Annotated in this window: 17 protein-coding genes, 1 pseudogene and 1 riboswitch; of the genes and pseudogenes, 14 read left to right on the top strand and 4 right to left on the bottom strand. The window is 54.9% G+C overall.

The genetic code is table 11. From position 1 onward, the window contains the following. From WG929_RS19830 to WG929_RS19790, 9 genes are all read left to right on the top strand, one after another. A partial coding sequence (locus WG929_RS19830) for an MMPL family transporter (protein ID WP_416207458.1) occupies nucleotides 1-509 on the top strand: 509 nt, incomplete at its 5' end. 12 nt (nucleotides 510-521) lie between these two features. After that, nucleotides 522-1,538 carry a universal stress protein gene (locus WG929_RS19825; protein ID WP_416207457.1) on the top strand — a complete coding sequence of 339 codons (1,017 nt, stop codon included), beginning with the start codon at nucleotides 522-524 and terminating at the stop codon, nucleotides 1,536-1,538. A gap of 103 nt (nucleotides 1,539-1,641) precedes the next feature. Beyond that, nucleotides 1,642-1,810, top strand: a riboswitch (molybdenum cofactor riboswitch). Further along, nucleotides 1,799-2,785 (top strand): GTP 3',8-cyclase MoaA, encoded by a 987-nt coding sequence (gene moaA / locus WG929_RS19820; RefSeq protein WP_369856692.1) that lies wholly within the window; start codon nucleotides 1,799-1,801, stop codon nucleotides 2,783-2,785. Its footprint overlaps the riboswitch before it by 12 nt. 2 nt (nucleotides 2,786-2,787) lie before the next feature. Then, entirely contained in the window at nucleotides 2,788-3,399 is a 612-nt protein-coding gene (gene mobA, locus WG929_RS19815; protein WP_369856693.1) for a molybdenum cofactor guanylyltransferase, read from the top strand. A 13-nt stretch (nucleotides 3,400-3,412) separates the two neighbouring features. Beyond that, the gene (gene moaB, locus WG929_RS19810) at nucleotides 3,413-3,958 is read left to right on the top strand and encodes a molybdenum cofactor biosynthesis protein B (RefSeq protein WP_416207456.1); all 546 of its coding nucleotides are present in this window, start codon (nucleotides 3,413-3,415) and stop codon (nucleotides 3,956-3,958) included. 1 nt (nucleotide 3,959) lies between these two features. Next, on the top strand, nucleotides 3,960-4,487 hold the full coding sequence (gene moaC / locus WG929_RS19805) for a cyclic pyranopterin monophosphate synthase MoaC (protein ID WP_416207455.1): 528 nt from the start codon (nucleotides 3,960-3,962) through the stop codon (nucleotides 4,485-4,487). Further along, a complete protein-coding gene (locus tag WG929_RS19800) occupies nucleotides 4,484-4,735 on the top strand; it encodes a MoaD/ThiS family protein (RefSeq protein ID WP_416207454.1) in 252 nt (83 codons plus the stop codon). The genes moaC and WG929_RS19800 overlap by 4 nt, the downstream gene beginning before the upstream one ends. Before the next feature lies 1 nt (nucleotide 4,736). Continuing rightward, nucleotides 4,737-5,201: a molybdopterin synthase catalytic subunit MoaE gene (gene moaE, locus WG929_RS19795; protein ID WP_416207453.1), complete on the top strand. Its 465-nt coding sequence runs from the start codon at nucleotides 4,737-4,739 to the stop codon at nucleotides 5,199-5,201. A gap of 204 nt (nucleotides 5,202-5,405) precedes the next feature. Next, a complete protein-coding gene (locus WG929_RS19790) occupies nucleotides 5,406-6,383 on the top strand; it encodes a fumarylacetoacetate hydrolase family protein (RefSeq protein ID WP_416207452.1) in 978 nt (325 codons plus the stop codon). A 94-nt stretch (nucleotides 6,384-6,477) separates the two neighbouring features. Here WG929_RS19790 and WG929_RS19785 read toward each other — a convergent pair whose 3' ends face one another. After that, on the bottom strand, nucleotides 6,478-7,173 hold the full coding sequence (locus WG929_RS19785; protein ID WP_416207451.1) for an FCD domain-containing protein: 696 nt from the start codon (nucleotides 7,171-7,173) through the stop codon (nucleotides 6,478-6,480). 527 nt (nucleotides 7,174-7,700) lie between these two features. Here WG929_RS19785 and WG929_RS19780 point away from each other — a divergent pair. The 3 genes from WG929_RS19780 to WG929_RS19770 are packed head-to-tail and all read left to right on the top strand — an operon-like array spanning nucleotide 7,701 to nucleotide 11,981. Continuing rightward, entirely contained in the window at nucleotides 7,701-8,426 is a 726-nt protein-coding gene (locus WG929_RS19780; protein WP_416207450.1) for an ABC transporter ATP-binding protein, read from the top strand. Further along, nucleotides 8,420-10,786, top strand: a complete 2,367-nt coding sequence (locus WG929_RS19775; protein WP_416207449.1) for an ABC transporter permease — start codon at nucleotides 8,420-8,422, stop codon at nucleotides 10,784-10,786. The genes WG929_RS19780 and WG929_RS19775 overlap by 7 nt, the downstream gene beginning before the upstream one ends. Nucleotides 10,787-10,790: 4 nt before the next feature. Next, entirely contained in the window at nucleotides 10,791-11,981 is a 1,191-nt protein-coding gene (locus WG929_RS19770) for an efflux RND transporter periplasmic adaptor subunit (protein ID WP_416207448.1), read from the top strand. 86 nt (nucleotides 11,982-12,067) lie between these two features. On the opposite strand, the gene WG929_RS19765 is transcribed toward WG929_RS19770, so the two are convergent. Both WG929_RS19765 and WG929_RS19760 read right to left on the bottom strand, forming a co-directional pair. Continuing rightward, entirely contained in the window at nucleotides 12,068-14,275 is a 2,208-nt protein-coding gene (locus WG929_RS19765) for a TonB-dependent receptor (RefSeq protein ID WP_416207447.1), read from the bottom strand. Then, nucleotides 14,250-15,470, bottom strand: coding sequence for a hypothetical protein (locus tag WG929_RS19760; RefSeq protein WP_416207446.1), 1,221 nt, complete (start codon nucleotides 15,468-15,470; stop codon nucleotides 14,250-14,252). Before WG929_RS19760 ends, WG929_RS19765 begins: the two co-directional genes overlap by 26 nt. A gap of 115 nt (nucleotides 15,471-15,585) precedes the next feature. On the opposite strand from WG929_RS19760, the pseudogene WG929_RS19755 reads away from it, so the two are divergent. Together WG929_RS19755 and WG929_RS19750 are read left to right on the top strand one after the other, a co-directional pair. Then, nucleotides 15,586-16,026: pseudogene (locus tag WG929_RS19755) on the top strand (GTP-binding protein); the annotation flags it as partial. A 58-nt stretch (nucleotides 16,027-16,084) separates the two neighbouring features. After that, nucleotides 16,085-16,258 (top strand): hypothetical protein, encoded by a 174-nt coding sequence (locus tag WG929_RS19750; protein WP_369856705.1) that lies wholly within the window; start codon nucleotides 16,085-16,087, stop codon nucleotides 16,256-16,258. A gap of 359 nt (nucleotides 16,259-16,617) precedes the next feature. On the opposite strand, the gene WG929_RS19745 is transcribed toward WG929_RS19750, so the two are convergent. After that, complete coding sequence (locus tag WG929_RS19745; RefSeq protein ID WP_416207445.1) at nucleotides 16,618-17,823, bottom strand: ABC transporter permease; 1,206 nt, start codon at nucleotides 17,821-17,823, stop codon at nucleotides 16,618-16,620. Between the last annotated feature and the right edge of the window lies 1 nt (nucleotide 17,824).

Genomic DNA, 17,824 nt, shown 5'->3' with positions numbered 1-17,824 from the left:
CCACCAACCAAGTGGTCAAGGTCGCCAACAGCAAGATTTTGTACGGCGTCTATATCGCCGTCACCCTGCTCAGCATCATCGCCTTCCGCTCCCTGCCCGCAGTGATCTGCGCCATGGTGCCACTGGTACTGACCTCGATTTTGGTGGAAGCGCTGATGGTGTTCCTCGGCATCGGCATCAAGGTCTCGACCTTGCCGGTGATCGCTCTCGGGGTCGGCATCGGCATCGACTACGCGCTCTACATCCTCAGCGTGGTGCAAACCTGGCTACGCGCTGGGGCCAGCCTCTCCGAAGCCTACTATCGGGCCCTGGTGTTCACCGGCCGGGTGGTTATTTTTACCGGCTGCACCCTCGCCATTGGCGTTGGTGCCTGGGCCTTCTCACCGATCAAGTTCCAGGCCGACATGGGCATATTACTGACCTTCATGTTCCTGTGGAACATGCTCGGCGCGCTGATTTTACTGCCGGCGCTGGCGAGTTTTTTACTGAAACGCAGCCAGCCGCACTGAGGAGCAAACAGGATGTACAAGCAACTACTTATCCCGCTGGATGAAAGCCAGCTGTCGATGCAAGTGCTGGAGTCGGGGGTGCGCATGGCTGAAGTCCACGGTGCCCATGTGACCTTTTTGTACCTGTCGCCGCAGGACAACGAAGTGAACCGTGAAGATGCCGGGCTGCTGCACGCCATGGCCCCGGAACTGTTCGCCCGTAAATACCTGTGGCGAGATGGTTACATCAAGGCACGGGCAACCGGCTGGGCACGAACAGCAAATATAAGCGCCGATTTTATTTCCGAAGTCTGTGACGATTCGATTGCGGACACCATCCTGGCTAAGGCGACGGAGCTGCAAGCAGACCTGATTTTGATGGGGACGCACTGGCGTCGTTCGTTGATCGAACGCCTGTTCGGCTCAGTGCTGTTAAAAGTGGTCCAGCAGACCCGGATTCCGGTACTGGTGGCGGCAGTGGGGGAAGAACAGGAATCGGCGCAGCAGCAAGTGATTCGTGAGTTCCGCGAGAACCATGCGATCTGGATAGCGTTAATTGAACAGCTGGAACTCTGCTTGCAAGAGTCGGACTGCCTGACCAAGAACGATGAGTTAGTCGGCATGTTACTGACGGCAATCCAGAATTTTGCCTTGGTGATACGTGATTTCCGTCAGGAACCAGCCTTACAACAATTGCACCAGATCAGCGATAACGTATCGGCGACCCATACCGACACAAATGACAACCTCCCTCAGGAATCCCGCTTGATCGCCGCGTTAATGGACGTCTGCCTGGTTCCTGAAAAGTGGAATCTGGACGTTGCACGAGCGACGGCAAGGCAGCTGGGGCAGCATATTATTCAACAAGTTACAGAAGACAATCACCACCTGGTGAGCAAGGCATCCGAACAATTATCCGAACAGGATTTTGAACAGGCCCTGGCCACGCTGAACCAGACCCAATGGCGGGCGTTACGTAAGGCCCGACAGCAAGACTTGGGGACACTCTTGTCTCGCTTGAACACAGAAATGAACAGGAGCAAAACATGACCATGATTGTGGCAGATATTCACCATGCGGCAGAGGATCTGCATCAGGCCTGGTTATCTGGCACTGCTTGATCTGCTGCTGATCCTGTTTGTTTTTTTGATGAAACGCAGTTCATCGCCGAGCGGCTGTTGCTAACCCTCCCTGAGCTAATCAGGTATGAGGTACGCAGCTGCCGCCGTGGCCACCACCAATAACGGCGGTCGGTCACCAGGGTTAGCCGGGAAACTGGCTGGCCTCCCACATATTTGGAAAGGTGTGACATGACATTGCCAGAACCCCAACTGAGTGACGCCTTTGGCCGTCGCTTCGGTTATTTACGCCTGTCGGTGACCGATCAGTGCAACTTCCGCTGCAATTATTGCCTGCCGGATGGTTACCAGTGCTCGGAAAAACCGACATACCTGGCGCTGGATGAAATTCGTTGTGCTGTGGCAGCATTTGCCGCACTGGGGACACGCAAGGTGCGTGTCACCGGTGGTGAACCCAGTCTGCGTAAAGATCTGCCGGATATTATTCGTATTGTTGCGCAAACCCCCGGTATTGATCAGGTCGCGATTACCACTAATGGCTATCGGCTGTTACATGCCGTGCAGGACTGGGCCGACGCCGGTCTGACCCACCTCAACCTCAGTATCGATAGTCTCGATCCGGCGCAATTTGCCAACATTACCGGCCATGACCGTTTGCCGTATTTGCTGCAAGGTCTGGACAAAGCGCTGGCGCTGGGACTGAAGGTCAAGGTTAACGCCGTTCTGCTGAAAGGATTTAATCACCATCAACTGCAGGATTTTCTTAACTGGATTCGTAAGACACCCGTTAGTCTGCGATTTATCGAACTGATGCAAACTGGCGACAATCAGGTGTTTTTTACCGAACATCATGTCAGTGGAGACGAGATTCGCCAGCAGCTGCTACAGCAAGGATGGCAACCGCGCTTGAAAGAGATCAACGCCGGGCCAGCGCTGGAATTCCAGCATCCGGATTACCGGGGCCGTATTGGTTTGATCATGCCCTATAGCAAGGACTTCTGCGCCAGCTGTAATCGCCTGCGTCTGTCGTCTGTCGGCAAGTTGCATCTGTGTCTGTTTGGTGAGCAAGGCCATGATATTCGAACCTTGCTGGAAGCTGGCAAGGAGGATTTGCTCCAGGCTCGTCTGCTGACATTGTTGGGTGAAAAACGCGTGAGCCACTCCCTGCATCAAGGCGCTACCGGTGCTACCCGTCACCTGGCGATGTTAGGAGGCTGATGATGTCGACTGCGTTTATCCTGGGTCTGGTTCTGGCCGGTGGGGAGTCGCGCCGTATGGGTCAGGACAAGGCATTGCTATCAGTAGCCGGTTATCCAAGCCTGTTGCACCGTCAATTGGCCTTGTTGCAATCGCTGTCGCTGGACGCCTGTTCGGTCAGTCGCCATCGCCGTCACCAGACTCCGACGGATCTGGATGTACCGGTACTCAGTGACTCCAACAGTGACAATCACGAAGGGCCGTTGGCCGGCATCCAGGCCGCTGCTTTAGCCTGGCCGGAAGCGACAGCGGTACTGGTCTTGCCGGTGGACTTGCCTTTTGTTTGTACTGCATCCCTGCAGCATCTGCTGGAGGAAGGCCAGCGCCTGCGCACGGCGGTGTATTACGAAAACGAGTATTTACCGCTGTATTTGCCGTTGCATGACGCCCTGCGTGAGGATCTGTGTGCCCGTATTACTCTGGCTGCATCAGACAAATCCATTCGTGGCCTGTTGCGGCGGGAAAACGCCGTGGCATTGCCAGCACCTGTTGATAACACTCTAACCAATACCAATACCCCGGAAGAATGGCAGGCCAGTCTACAAGCAGACTGGTCGGTTCTACCTCAGGATTAAAGGAACTTTTATCATGTCAAAAACCTTTACTGATGACTTCGTTGCTCTCAATATCGCCGTGTTGACCGTCTCTGACAGCCGTACCGAAGCAACCGATACCAGCGGTCATCTGCTGATCGAAAAGCTCACCGCAGCAGGGCATGTGCTCTCCGCCAAAGCGATTGTGGCCGACGACAAATACCAATTACGCGCCGTCGTATCACAATGGGTTGCCGACACCAGCACCCAGGTGGTGCTGGTGACTGGTGGAACCGGTTTTACCGAACGCGACAATACCCCCGATGCGCTGGAACCTTTGTTCGACCAGACCATTACCGGCTTTGGTGAATTGTTCCGGCAGATCTCCTTCGATCAGATTGGCACTTCGACCCTTCAGAGTCGTGCCGTTGCCGGCCTTGCCAACAGCACGCTGATTTTCTGCATGCCGGGTTCCACTAATGCGTGTGGTACTGCCTGGGATGACATTATTGCCAGTCAGCTGGATGCCCGTTTCCGTCCCTGCAACTTTGTTTTGCGGCTGAAAAATACCGCAGACAACCCCTGTGGAACGCGAGGCTGAGATGGATAAACTTGCACCACAACCGGCTTTTTCTCACGTTAATTCACGTGGTGAAGCCAACATGGTCGACGTCAGCAGTAAAGTCGTGACTGTGCGTGAAGCCTGTGCTGAAGGTTATGTGCAGATGCAGGCAAGCACCCTGAAGATGATCATCAGCGGCCATCACCATAAGGGTGATGTATTCAGTGTTGCCCGTATTGCCGGGATTCAGGCAGCTAAGCAGACCAGTCAGCTGATTCCCCTTTGCCATCCCCTGATGCTGTCAAAAGTAGCGATAGACTTTGAGGTGCAAGTGCAGCAAAACCGCGTGCGTATCCACAGTCTGTGCAAACTCAGTGGCCAGACCGGCGTCGAGATGGAAGCCCTGACAGCCGTCAGTGTTGCTGCCCTGGCGCTGTTTGATATGTGCAAGGCGGTTGATCCTGCCATGTGTCTAAGCGGTATTCGGGTGCTGGAAAAACAGGGTGGTAAAACGGGTCTCTGGCAGGCAAATTCCGGCAGTACAGGTACAGCAGGAGCACTGTCATGATTCAGGTATTACTGTTTGCCCGCTTACGTGACGAACTGGGCACCGATTGCCTCCGCATGAACCTTCCCGAACCCTGCACGGTTGCCAGTTTGCGGCTCGCCTTGCAACAGCACTTTCCGCATCAGACGGATGTGTTGGCAGCAGGGCGGGCACTGGTTGCCATTAACCAGGCACTGACCAACGACGAAAATGCCATCGTCTGCGCAACGGATGAAATTGCGTTGTTACCCCCCATGACCGGAGGCTGATATGGCGGTACGGGTACAAACCGAAGACTTCGATGTGGGAGCTGAATATCAGCAACTGATCGGAGACAACCCCACCGATGGTGCCGTGGTGTTTTTTGTCGGGCTGGTACGCGATATGAATCAGGGAGACGCCGTCAGCGGCCTGTTGCTGGAACATTATCCCGGCATGACCGAACGGGCGTTGCACCAGATAGAAGACGACGCCTGCGCGCGCTGGCCGCTGGGCCGGGTGCAAATTGTCCACCGCGTCGGGCAGCTCGGCATCAGCGATCAGATTGTCTTTGTTGGCACCAGTAGCCCCCACCGCGAAGCCGCTTTTGAAGCCTGCCAGTTCATGATGGATTACCTCAAAAACCACGCGCCGTTCTGGAAAAAAGAAACCTTGCACCAGTCTGAGACCAATACCCGGGAACGTTGGCTTGATGCGGCGGAAAAAGATCTCAAGGCAGAGGCGCGCTGGGGCTGAACGTATTGCAGGAGTAAACGCCCCTGGTCATTCTGTTGTGACGGGGCAGCGCAGAGCGGAAAAGTCGTCGCAGAGGGGTGGTAACCCCTGACCAGCTGAGCCACTTGTAGAACAACCGCTTTTATTATCCATAGGGCAAATCTATAAATTACTGCGGGCTGCATTTTTAGATGAAACGCATATATACAATAATAAGAGAACACCATGAAACTGGCTTCACTCAAATCTGCACGTAAACACGGTCGTTTGATTGTGGTATCCCGCGACCAGACTCTGGCGGCCGATGCTTCCATGATTGCCCCGGATCTGCTTTCTGCGCTGGAGTGCTGGGATACCCGTCAGCCAGAGCTGGAAGAAATTTATAACCGTCTCAACGATGGCACTTTTATTGGTGCCTTTGCGTTTGACCCGGCCCAATGCGCTGCGCCGTTACCCTGCGCACCGCAATGGCTGGATGCCTCGGCCTTCCTGAATCACGGCTACCTGATGGAACGTGCGTTTAATACTGAACGTATCCCGCACTTCGAGACCATTCCAGTGATGTACCAGGGTGCCAGTGACGATTTTCATGGCCCGATGGACGATATGGTCATGGCCAGCGAAGAATACGGCATCGACTTCGAAGGAGAGTTTGGTGTGGTGGTGGGAGCCATTCCGATGGGTTGCAGCCCGGAAGCGGCAGAACAACAGATACGTTTGATCGTCCAGGTCAACGACTGGAGTTTGCGGGCACTTGGCCCCCACGAAATGAAAACCGGCTTCGGTTTTTTGCAGGCCAAGCCATCCAGCAGCTTTGCCCCGATTGCCGTTACTCCTGACGAACTGGGTGATGCCTGGGCGAATGGCCGGGTCAATATGCACCTCAAGGTCGAGTGGAATGGTGCGCGCTTTGGCGAACCCCATGGCCGCGAAATGCATTACGCATTTGGTGAACTGATTGCTCACGCAGCTCGCACCCGTACCTTGTCAGCGGGCAGTGTGGTGGGGTCTGGCACGGTGTCGAATCAATCCCGTGCCGCTGGTTCAGCCTGTATTGCCGAACGTCGAGTCATCGAAATAATAGATGAGGGAGCTGCCAAAACACCCTTTATGCAGTTTGGCGACCGGGTGCGGATGCAGGCCATGTTTGATAACGGTGATGCCGGCCCCTTTGGTGTTATCGATCAGCGCGTTGTGCGCTGATCGATTTTTGGTTTCAGCGCGGCATGTTTGGTTGCTGGGCAGGGCTGAAAACGATTACTTATTTCGGGAACCCGGGGTTGAACCAGGGAATGTATTAATCCAATGCGGCTATTGCCAAATCGGCCGTTTTACTCAAATGCTGTATGTAGAGTTTTACCGTTTTTTCAACATCACGGTTCAGGGCTGCTTCCGCTATATTTTTATGCTCATCGTACAAATGGCGGTCATTGAATTTTTTGCTTCGCGAGGATAAAAACCGATAGCGGGTTGATTGCTCTCTGAGCATGGTACAAATTTTTATTAACCAGGGCGATGGACAAGCAGCGATGAGCACATCATGAAATTTTTCATGGGCCTGGTGCCATTCAACTGCCGATGCTTCTGATTCATGTTGTTGGGATAATGACAGTAGCAGGTGGGTGATGCCTGCCAGTGTGCTTTCCCATTTGATATCACCATTTTTAATGGATTGCTCAAGGGCAGTGATTTCAAGGTTCAAACGTAGATTCAATAAGTCTTCGATCTCTGATTTGGATACCTGTGCTACTTTAAACCCCTTCAAATCCTCTGCGGTAACAAAGGACGACATGGCAAGCTTGGACAGGGCTTCGCGTACCGGAATCAGACCAATGCCGTAGTGGGCGGCTAATTGGGCGGGTTTGAGTTTTTCTCCAGGTTTGAATATTCCTGAAATTATATCATTCTGAATTAAATGCCGAACCAATGATGCCTGGGTCTTGCTTGAACTGGAGAATCCAGAAGTTTCATTTTCTATTGCAGATTTGTTCATAAATATACCAAATGACTCATTAAAAATGCTGAGGCAGGATGATTTTTCACGATTGGTTGGTTACGAGCAATCCAGTTATATTTCAGCATTTGTCGCTTTTTAAATTCTGTAAGTTGTTTTAAAAATAACCAGTTTCAAATCGTGGACTCAGGTGCCAATTAATAGTGCAAAAACTGACCTCCTGGCGAGATCAACGTTCTCAGGCAGGGTCTGGGTATTTCTGACACACGCGATGTCTTCGGCTGATATTTAAAAACAGATGGATATAACATTAGCACACAGTGCCCCAGAATTCCTAGAAAGCCTCCGAACAACAGGGGCCATCTATTTTAATCTGGTGCCCCGCAGGAAGCGGGTTGCTGCAAGCCAGAGTCGAGAGCTGTATCGGGATTAAAGAGATGATTCCCCAGATCAATGGCGCGTCAGTGAAAGACTTTGTTGAGTGTCTCGGTTGGTTACACCACTATACGTGCTCCATGTGTGCTCCTTACTGTATGGCGCGCTTCTTTCAAGACCGGGATAGTCCCATGTTACCGCCACAGCCACAGCATCCAATGGCCTTTGCCACCAAGCAGCTGACGAAAGTCTACGGCGCAGGCGATACTGCCGTGCATGCGCTGCGCGGAGTAACGATTGACATACCGGCCGGTGAAATCGTTGTGTTACTCGGGCCGTCAGGCAGTGGTAAGTCGACACTGTTGAATATATTGGGTGGGCTGGATCGAGCCAGTAGCGGCTCGGTTTTTTTTCAGCAGCAAAATCTGAGCGAATTGTCAGACGCCGAGCTGACCCGCTATCGCCGTGATCAGGTTGGTTTTGTATTCCAGTTTTATAATTTGATGCCAAGCCTGACCGCCAGGGAGAATATCGAGCTGGTGACTGAAATCGCTGGCAATCCAATGGCTGCCGATGCGGCGCTGACTCTGGTGGGCTTACAACACCGAGGCGATCATTTTCCGTCGCAACTGTCAGGGGGGGAGCAACAACGGGTGGCAATTGCCCGCGCCATTGCCAAACGACCCACGGTGCTGTTTTGTGATGAGCCAACCGGCGCTCTGGATAGCAACACCGGCCGTGCGGTATTAAAGGTACTGCAAGACATCAATAAGGAATTTGGCGCTACCGTCATTATTGTGACTCATGCGGCGAATACGGCCAAAATGGCCGATCGGGTGATTTATTTTGCCGACGGTGATATTCGGAATATCAGCGTTAATACGCAGCCGTTATCCGCTGGGGCGATTGAATGGTAAGCCCGCTGGAGCGCAAATTATTGCGCGATTTATGGCGTATCAAGGGGCAGGCATTGGCGATTGGCCTGGTGATTGCGCTGGGCGTGCTGATGCTGGTAATGATGGACGGCCTGGTGAATACCCTTGATGAAACCCGGCAGGCCTACTATCAGCGCTACCGCTTGGCGGATGTGTTTGTCAGCGTTAAAAGGGCACCTAACAGCGTGCTGGAATCACTGGGCCATATCACCGGTATCAGTGCCGTTGAAGGTCGGGTAACAGGCGATGCACTGATTGATTTAGCGGATGTCGCCATACCACTGAGAGCACAAGCGGTGTCGCTGCCCGACCTAGGCTCACCGCGCTTGAATGCTGTGCTGCTCACCGCAGGCCGGATGCTGGATGCACGCCGGGCAGATGAAATTCTGCTGCTCGACGGCTTTGCCCGTGCCCGCCAGTTAAAGCCGGGTGATGTGTTGGCCGCTACCGTGAAGGGTACCCGCAGGGAGTTTACCATTGTCGGTCTGGCGCAATCGCCGGAATTTTTGTACACCACCGCGCCGGGAGAAATGGTGCCCGACGATGGCCGCTTTGCGGTGTTCTGGATGAGCCGAACCGCGTTGGCGGCGCTGTACGATATGAAAGGTGCTTTTAATGAGGCCTTGTTAGCGACCACTCGTCAGGCACGTTTGCCCGCGATACTGGATCAAGCCGATGCGGTCGTGAAAGCCTATGGTGGTCTGGGTGCCTACGGTCTGGAGGATCAAACCTCCAACCGGTTTGTAAGTGAAGAAATATCCGGCTTGCGGGCCTCGGCAGTCGGCGTACCACCGATATTTTTGGCGGTGGCGGCTTTTCTGTTATACATCGTTATATCGCGCCTGGTGCAGTCGGAGCGTGAACAAATCGGCTTGTTAAAAGCCTTTGGTTATTCCAGCGCTGAAGTCAGTGGCCATTATTTAAAGCTGGTGCTGGTGATTGCCAGCGGTGGCGCGATTGTCGGCAGTATCATGGGTATTGCCGCTGGCCATAGCATGGCGGTGTTTTACCAACACTATTTCAAGTTTCCGTTTATTGTTTTTCAGCTTGATCCCAGGGCATTTGTCACCGGCTTTGGCGTCAGTATCGTCACCGCATCGGTCGGTGGTCTGCTGGTGTTGAAACAGGTCTTTGTGTTGACCCCGGCGGTGGCCATGCGACCGGCTGCGCCACCGGACTATCGTCAATCCGGGCAAGGCTTGCAACGTCTTTATCATTGGCTGGATCAGCCCAGCCGGATGGTGTTGCGGCGGGTGTTACGACAACCGGGACGGATGGCCGGCAGTGTCGCCGGCATTGCCACCGGCATGGCGTTATCGGTGGGTATGACCACGGTGCTGACGGGGTTTGATCGCGCTATCGATTTGACCTTTTCAGTGGTGGATCGTAGCGATGCCAGCGTTACCTTTATTCAACCGATGGGCGACAAAGCTGTGTTTGAGCTGCAAGCCCTCGAAGGCGTAACCTACGTTGAACCTTTTCGCAATGTCGCTGTGGTGTTTCGTCACGGACGTTACTCTTATCGCGGGGCGATTTATGGACTGACAAACACCGCGCGTTTATATCGTGCGTTAGATGCAGCCCATAACCCGATGCTGCTTGACCAGCAGGGTATTGTTATTGCCCAACCGCTGGCGAATATGTTGCACATCAGGCCTGGAGAAGTGATCACGGTCGACGTTCGTGAGGGTCACCAGCCGGTCTTGCATATCCCGGTAATCGGCGTGGCAGACACCTTGTTGGGAGCACCGACGTATATGGATATTAACTGGCTGAATCGCTATTTGCATGAGCCGGAACGTATCTCTGGTGCCTATCTCAGCCTCGACAGCCATTCTCGTGATAGCGTCTATCAGGCTATCAAAAACATGCCCGCAGTTGCCGGTATGACGTTAAAAAGTGACCGTCTGGCTGCGTTTGTCAACATGATGGACAGCGGTGCCGGTGCCATGCGCTACATCATGATGCTGGTTGCGGCGGCGATTACCTTTGGCATTGTGTACAACGCCGCCCGGATTGCGTATGCCGAACGCGAGCGCGATCTGGCCAGCTTGCGGGTTATAGGTTTTACCCGAGGCGAAGTGGCGTTTGTGCTATTGGGAGAACTGGCACTGGTAACCTTGCTGGCGCTGCCGCTTGGCAGTGTGCTGGGCTACTATTTGTCGATGGGGGTAGCGCAGGGCTTCAGTACCGATCTGTATCAGATTCCGGCAACCTTCTCAGCCGCCAATTATGGTGTTGCAGGGGTATCGGTTCTGCTGGCAGCGGTGGCATCGGGCTGGCTGGTGAAGCGGGATATCGACCGGATGGATATGGTTTCCGCCCTGAAATCAAAAGAGTGAGGTTATGACCAGCAAAAAGCTTTCCAGAAAAGCCCTGACGATCGCTGCCACAATACTTGTCGCTATCGCGCTTGTGTATGCCTTTTGGCCACAACCGACACGGGTGGATATCGGCACCGTGTCACAGGGGCCGATGCAAGTGACCATTAACGAAGAAGCTCATACACGGGTGAGCGAACTGTATGTCTTATCGGCACCGGTATCTGGTCGTTTGCTACGGCTGGAACTCAAACCGGGCGCTGCCGTTGTGCAAGGGAAAACCCTGGTCGCACAGCTGTTGCCTAACCCTTTGGACAGTCATGAAATCACGCAGGGTCAGGCCAGAGTACAAGCAGCAGAAGCCGCTGTTGATGCGGCTCTGGCGGCATTAAAACAGGCTGAAAATGACCAATACCTGGCCGATCAGCAAGCTCGGCGTAATGAGCAGCAGGCCAGGCAGGGCGCTCTCAGTGTTGCCGATAATGAACAAACCCAAGTCAAGGCTGACAACGCTGCTGCTGCCGTCGCCAGCGCAGTCGCAATGTTGGCCATGCGCCGTGCCGAGTTGCTTAATGCGAGAGCGGCATTGGCAGGTAGCGGGAGTGATGCCCCTTTTAAAGCCATCGATATTCTGGCACCGATATCGGGCAAGATTCTCCGTGTCATGGAAGAAAACGAAAAGGTCGTGACCGCTGGCGTTCCGATTGTCGAAATCGGCGACGTTACCCATGGCCTTGAGGTCGAAGTTGAGTTGTTGTCTCGTGATGCTGTCCAGATTCGGCCCGGCCAGCCTGTCCAGATCTCGAACTGGGGTGGCGATGAAATCATCGCGGGGGTTGTCAGCCGTATTGATCCGTTGGGCTACCTCAAGACGTCGGCACTGGGAGTTGAAGAACGACGGGTGAAGACGATGATCACACTGCCGTCGCTACCGGCCTCTGCCTCTGGTTTGGGGCATGGTTTTCGGGTCGATGTGGCGATTGTTGTCTGGCAGAAAACAAGCGCTATCAAGGTGCCGTCAAGTGCACTGTTGCGGGAAAACGGCGACTGGGCGGTATTCGTGGTGGACAACGGTAAAGCGCAATTACGCACCCTGCGCATTGAAAAAAACAATGGCACCGAGGCCAGTGTGCTGCAGGGGTTGCAGGTGAATGACCCGGTGATTCTTTATCCCGCCGCCGATCTTGCCGACGGCATGGCGGTTGAACAGCGCTAGGGGGCGTTCTCAATTGGTCAATCGAACCTGCTGAGAGCCCCCAGCAGCCAGCCCTAATGCCATGCTGATCTGTGGTGCGTATTTCGTTAGCCAGAGCCACCAAACGGCCATTGCAGTTCCAGCAGCAGGTTACGTCCCATGATCGGGGCATATTCCTTGAGATAGGACGTATGTTGTTCGCCGTACTGGTTGGTGAGGTTACGCAGTTGGGCATCCAGTCGTAACGTCTGGTTAGCCAGTCTGATTTCTGTTCGTGCGGCGAGATTCAGTTGATACCAGGCCGGACTGATGGTTTCTGCTGCCGCGACTTGTGTTTGACGGGCGTGGTAGAACACTTCAGCCCGCAGCCGGTTATGGGCGTGTTGGCGGCTGAAAGCGAGCATGAGGTTGTCGGCTGGCATGCGTGGCAGGGGGTCGCCGGATTGCACCAGCCAGCCACGTGTCAGGGATGCGCCGACGTCCAGCGTCCATTGCTCGCTGAGGGGCTGCGTCCAGTTGGCATCAGCACCGGCCAGACGGGCGTCGGTTTGCTCGTGGCGATATACCCGGTTGCCGTGGTAAGGGTCGGTGAAGTCCTTCAGGTCGTTATAGATATAGTCCTGATAGTCGTAGAAATAACCACTGATACGCCATTGGCTGGCGTTGGCAGCGGGGTAACTTTGCCAGCTGATATCCAGTGCCCGAGCGGTTTCCAGCTTGAGGTCGGGGTTATCCAGCTGAAAGGAGAAAGTGGCATGATGGTCGCCATTCCAGTACAGCTCGTCGGTGGTGGGTGCCCGTTGCAAGCGCGACAAGGTCGCGATCATCTGGCTGATGTCGTTCAGGTCGTAGGTAAGACTGGCAGACAGCGACACCGGGGTGTAATGGCGGTTTTTATAATACGCTTCGTCCTGGCGGAAGCTGGCGCTGATGACAGACTCATCGGCCTGAATCTGACGTTGTTCAACGCGGCCGCCGAGCGACAGCTGGCCAAAGGTCAATGGCTGGTCGGCGTGCCAGAAGCCAATGATGTCACGACTGACGGTACTGGGCATCGGGGTATCGTGGGCAAAGTCATAACCTTCGTAGTGGGTGAAGTCGGGTCCCTGGGAGCCATCCCAGCTCTCGTCACTGTGGTCGGCAATCTGTTCACAGCCGGAATGATCGTGGCACAGTTCAAAACTGCGCTGGTTGCTGCCGATGCCAATGGTGCCGTTCCAGCCGGATTCGGTTTGATAGTCCAGCTCGGTACGCCATTCCCGGAACGCCTGAATAAACAGGCCGACCACCAGGTCGTCGGTGGATTCATCGTGTTCGTAGTCGCTCCAGCCCAGTTGCAGCCGCCAGGTATTGGCCCAGCTGCTGTCCAGCGGGAGTTCGGTACGCAGGTCGTAGCGCGTCTGGTCAGGGGCGACGCGGGCGTTGTCGTTATCTTCGTTGGGGACGGCGTAGTCACTGCTGAGGTTGCTGATGCTGAGACCGAGATAACCGTAATTATCGAAGATCCGGCTGAGAGCGAATGCCATACCCTGACTGCTGGTGTCGCTGTTGAAAATTTCGCCGCTGCGGCCGCCGCTCTGTGCGCCATTAGCGCCAGCATGATAGTTGTTGCCTTCACGGTCAAAACCATCGATATGCACAATGGTCTGGCCATTACCGGCGTCAAGCCGGGCGATCCGGGTCCAGCCCTGATCATTACTGGAATACCCCAGTGTGACCTCGCCGTCGATGCCATCCAGTTCGGTATCGTGGATGCGGCTGTCCTGTACATTGACGATGCCGCCAAGGATGCCACTGCCATAACGGAAAGCGGCCGGGCCTCGTACCAGTTCCACCTGATTGGCAGCGGCCAGATCGGCCATCGGGGCGTGGTCGGAACTCATGGCGGAGAGGTCGGCGCTGTCGGCACCATTGGTCAGGATTTGCACCCGGTTGCCGGATAATCCGCGTACGACCGGACGGGCAACTCCCTGGCCAAATGAGGCGTTGCTGACGCCGGGCATCGATTCGAGCAAGGCCCCCAATGACTGGCTACGGTTACCCTGAATCGATTCCTGATCCAGTACCGGACTGATGGCCTCGGAAGGCGTTTGCTCTGGAGCCGTGACTCGAACTTCTTCCAGATCCTGCCAGTGGCTGGCAGCTTCTGGAGCCGTTTCAGCTTCGACCTGTGACAGGGCAGCGAGCCACAACAGGGGCAGGCTGATGACGGCTGCTGTCAGCCGTCGCGGTGTGCCTGTCTGTCTGCTGCTGACCGGGTTGCCACCGTTACCGGTGGCGGTTGGCCGATTAATGGTCATGTTCGTCGTCGTCACTCTCTTGATCGTCGTCTGCTTCCAGCAGCACGGTAGACTGAACATTGATACCACTGGATAACGCCAACGCGCTGCCATGCAGGTGCCAGGCGCCACCATCGTGTGAATCCACCGTGTATAGGTGGCCACTGCTGTTGTCGGTGATCATGAAGGCCGCACTGCCTGCGGCCAGTTGTATATCGTCACAGCTGAAGGTGGCTTCTGCTTCGCTGAGGCTGATGGTAGCCGGATCCAGACCGTTATCGGTCAGGTCGAGCACTTCAGCGCTGGCGTCGTCACGGACGGTAATCAGGGCACTGGCATCGTAGTTGATGGCGGCAGCACAAATGCTTTGGTCATCTGTCAGGCTGATGCCAGGGTCGGTGCTGTGGGTGTGGTCGTTGTGGGGGTAAACCAGGGAAACGGTATCGCTGTTGTACAGCAGGATGTACTCACCACCACTGCTCCAGCCGGATACGGTTTCGCCCGTAAAGGTGGTGCCACTGTAAGCAACGTGGGAGCCGCTGTCGTCTTCATCAACCACCAGATAACGCAAGGCACCGTCACACTGGATCAGCGCCAGCGCATCATTGTGCATGACCGCAGAAGGAGCACTGCAGTTGTAGCTGGTTTGCAGCACGCTGTCTTGGTAAACGTGCAGCTGGTCATCGTAGAACACCGCGTACAGGCTTTCGCCTTCGTTCAGAATCAGTGCCGGGAAGGTCTGGGTGATACCCGTCAGTGTCAGGTCTTCTTCTGGGCCGGTGGCATCTGTCAGGTCTTCCGCCGGGTAGAACTCGGTATTGCCGTCTTGCAACAAGGCAAAGTGGTTGGCCGTCATGATCAGCTGTGGATCTGCCAGAGTCACCGCCAGAGTGTCGAGGAAGATGGCATCGGTTTCTGGCTCGGTGGCCAGACCGCTGCTGATAAATTGCACGCCGGAAGAGGTGATCAGTGCCGCACTGAGGCCGTCATCGGATTTTAACAATTGCCCGGCCGCCGCGCTGGCCTGACCGACCAGACTCACACTGGCCTCGTCACGGTCATAAAGCGAAATATCCTGACCATTCAATTCCGTCATGACCAGGCGTTGGCCATATTCGTCTTTATGGTCGTGATCATCACTGCTGGACGAGTTGTCGTCAGAGCCACAGGCGCTTAACAGCAGGCTGGTGATGGCCAGAAACAGTGCCTGGCGTTTCCATTGGATGGGCATGGGTTGCAATCCTTCGTTGCTTAATGTTGTTATTGTTATAACATAACATTTATAGGGATCGTCAAGAACTGAAAACAGATTTTGATGCTGTCTGGCAACGATAAGGAGGCCGAATATGTCTGAAGATCCGTTTGAATTGCTTTCCGTGACGCTGCTGTCTGGATTTCTGGGAGCTGGAAAAACCACCGTTCTGAATCACATTTTGAATAATCGCGAAGGCCTGCGGGTCGCGGTGATCGTCAATGACATGAGCGAGGTGAATATTGATGTCATGACGGTGGGCCAACAGGTTGCTTTGCATCGTGCTGAAGAAAAACTGGTAGAAATGAGCAATGGCTGCATTTGTTGCACCTTGCGTGAAGATTTGTTGATTGAATCGACGGGGCTATCCGAGCCGCTACCGGTGTTTACCTTTACTGATGAACAAGGTCATTCTCTGAGCGATATTGCCCGGCTTGATACGCGGGTGACCGTCGTCGATGTGGTCAATTTTCTGCACGATTACGATGCTGCGCTGTGCCTGCAAAAGGCGAGGGAATCCCTGGGCGAGGATGAACTGGTCGCCGGCTCTGGAGCGGGATGGCTGATCCGTTCCCGGAATGGGAGTTTGGCCAATGACCCTGAGCAACCAGGCTGACGTTCTGGAAGTATCGGCATTACGTGGTCTGGAGGTTGACACGATTGTTGAATTGAGCCGCATTTATGCACCGGATATTAACCTGGTGAGACTACCGGCCTCGCAGCAAAGTGGTTTCACACCTCAAGAGCGACAGTGGCTGCAATCGTAGGGACGCCCTCCGTGGCTGTCCGAATACAGAGCCGGTTTTGCGAACGGACGGAGCCGGTTTTGCGGACACGGACGGAGCCGGTCCCTACGTTGTACAAACGGCGGTAATTGTAGGGACGCCCTCCGTGGCTGTCCGAATACGGAGCCGGTTTTGCGGACACGGACGGAGCCGGTCCCTACGTTGTACAAATGGCGGTAATTGTAGAGACGCCCTCCGTGGCTGTCCGAATACGGAGCCGGTTTTGCGGACACGGACGGAGCCGGTCCCTACGTTGTACAAATGGCGGTAATTGTAGGGACGCCCTCCGTGGCTGTCCGAATACAGAGCCGGTTTTGCGGACACGGATGGAGCCGGTCCCTTCAGTGACGCTCACTGTGCAACTGCTGCAGCAGCGAACGACGGCTGGCAAGCCAGGCGGGTATCACTGCGACCATCAGGGAAATCAGCAGGAGTAGCCCAAGCCAGCCCAGCAAGCGGATGTCGATGGATAACGGCGTCAGCTGAATGCCGGTGATGTGTGTCAGCCACTGGCTGGCGGCCAGCAGACCCAGTTGGGTGATCAGCAGCGCCAGCAGTAATGCGCTGCCGGTAATCAGCAATACTTCGATTTCAATCAGGGCAAACACCGACCAGGGGCCTGCTCCTAACGAGCGTAACGTTCCGAGTTCTTCCTGGCGTTGCTGGATTGATACCAGCAGTAACGTGATCATGCCGAGCATGGAGGAGAGCAAGACCAAGGCGGCAATGGATCTCAGGCTGGTTTCAATCCAGCGGAGATTCTCCCACAGTAAGGACAGTTCGACTCCAGGTAAAATCGCCAGCAGTGCTTCCTGGTCAAATTCATTGATATAACGCTGCAGGGCAAATGTCTGGATACGATTGTTCAGCCCGACCAGCAGGGCGCTGACGGCTTGAGGCTGCGCCCCTGGCGAGTAGCCATGAATCTGATCCATGGCGTCAAGGTTAATCAGTAACGTCTGGTCGACCGGTGTACCGGTTGGCGCTAGCACGCCGGAGACGTTGAACGGATGGTCGGAGTGGAGGCTGAAACTGGTACGTCCCTGACCATGAGCCAGTACCAGACTGTCGCCGGGAATATAGCCCAGTTGTTGCGCCACTGCCGCCCCGACGACAACCTCACGAGAGGTGGCAAATCCTTGGCCTTGTTGCCACAACAAAGGGCGTTGCTGGCCATAATGAAAATGTGCAAAAAACGCATCGGTTGTGGCGAGTACCCGGAACCCCCGGTGCGAATCACCCATCGACAAAGGCACAACCCAATCGACGGCTGGCTGTTGAGTAATGGTTTCAACGCTTGTCCAGCTGATGTTGCGGGTTGGGCTGCCAATGCCAAACAATGAGTACAACAGCAGATTGCTGGAGCCAGTGCGGGCACCGACAATCAGATCGACCCCGGATACCGTACCCGTAAAGGTGTCACGTACCTCATGGCGAATATGTTCCACCGCCAGCAGTACGGCAAACGCCAGTGTCAGCGCCAATACGATCAGGCTGATGGTGATACGCCGATGCCAGAGGCTCAAGCGAGCAATGCGCCATAACATG

It is taken from the genome of Oceanobacter antarcticus, from assembly GCF_044962685.1.
Taxonomy (GTDB): Bacteria; Pseudomonadota; Gammaproteobacteria; order Pseudomonadales; family Oceanobacteraceae; genus Oceanobacter; species Oceanobacter antarcticus.
Note: the sequence above shows the minus strand (reverse complement) of the source record. Positions and strands in the feature narration are given on the sequence as shown.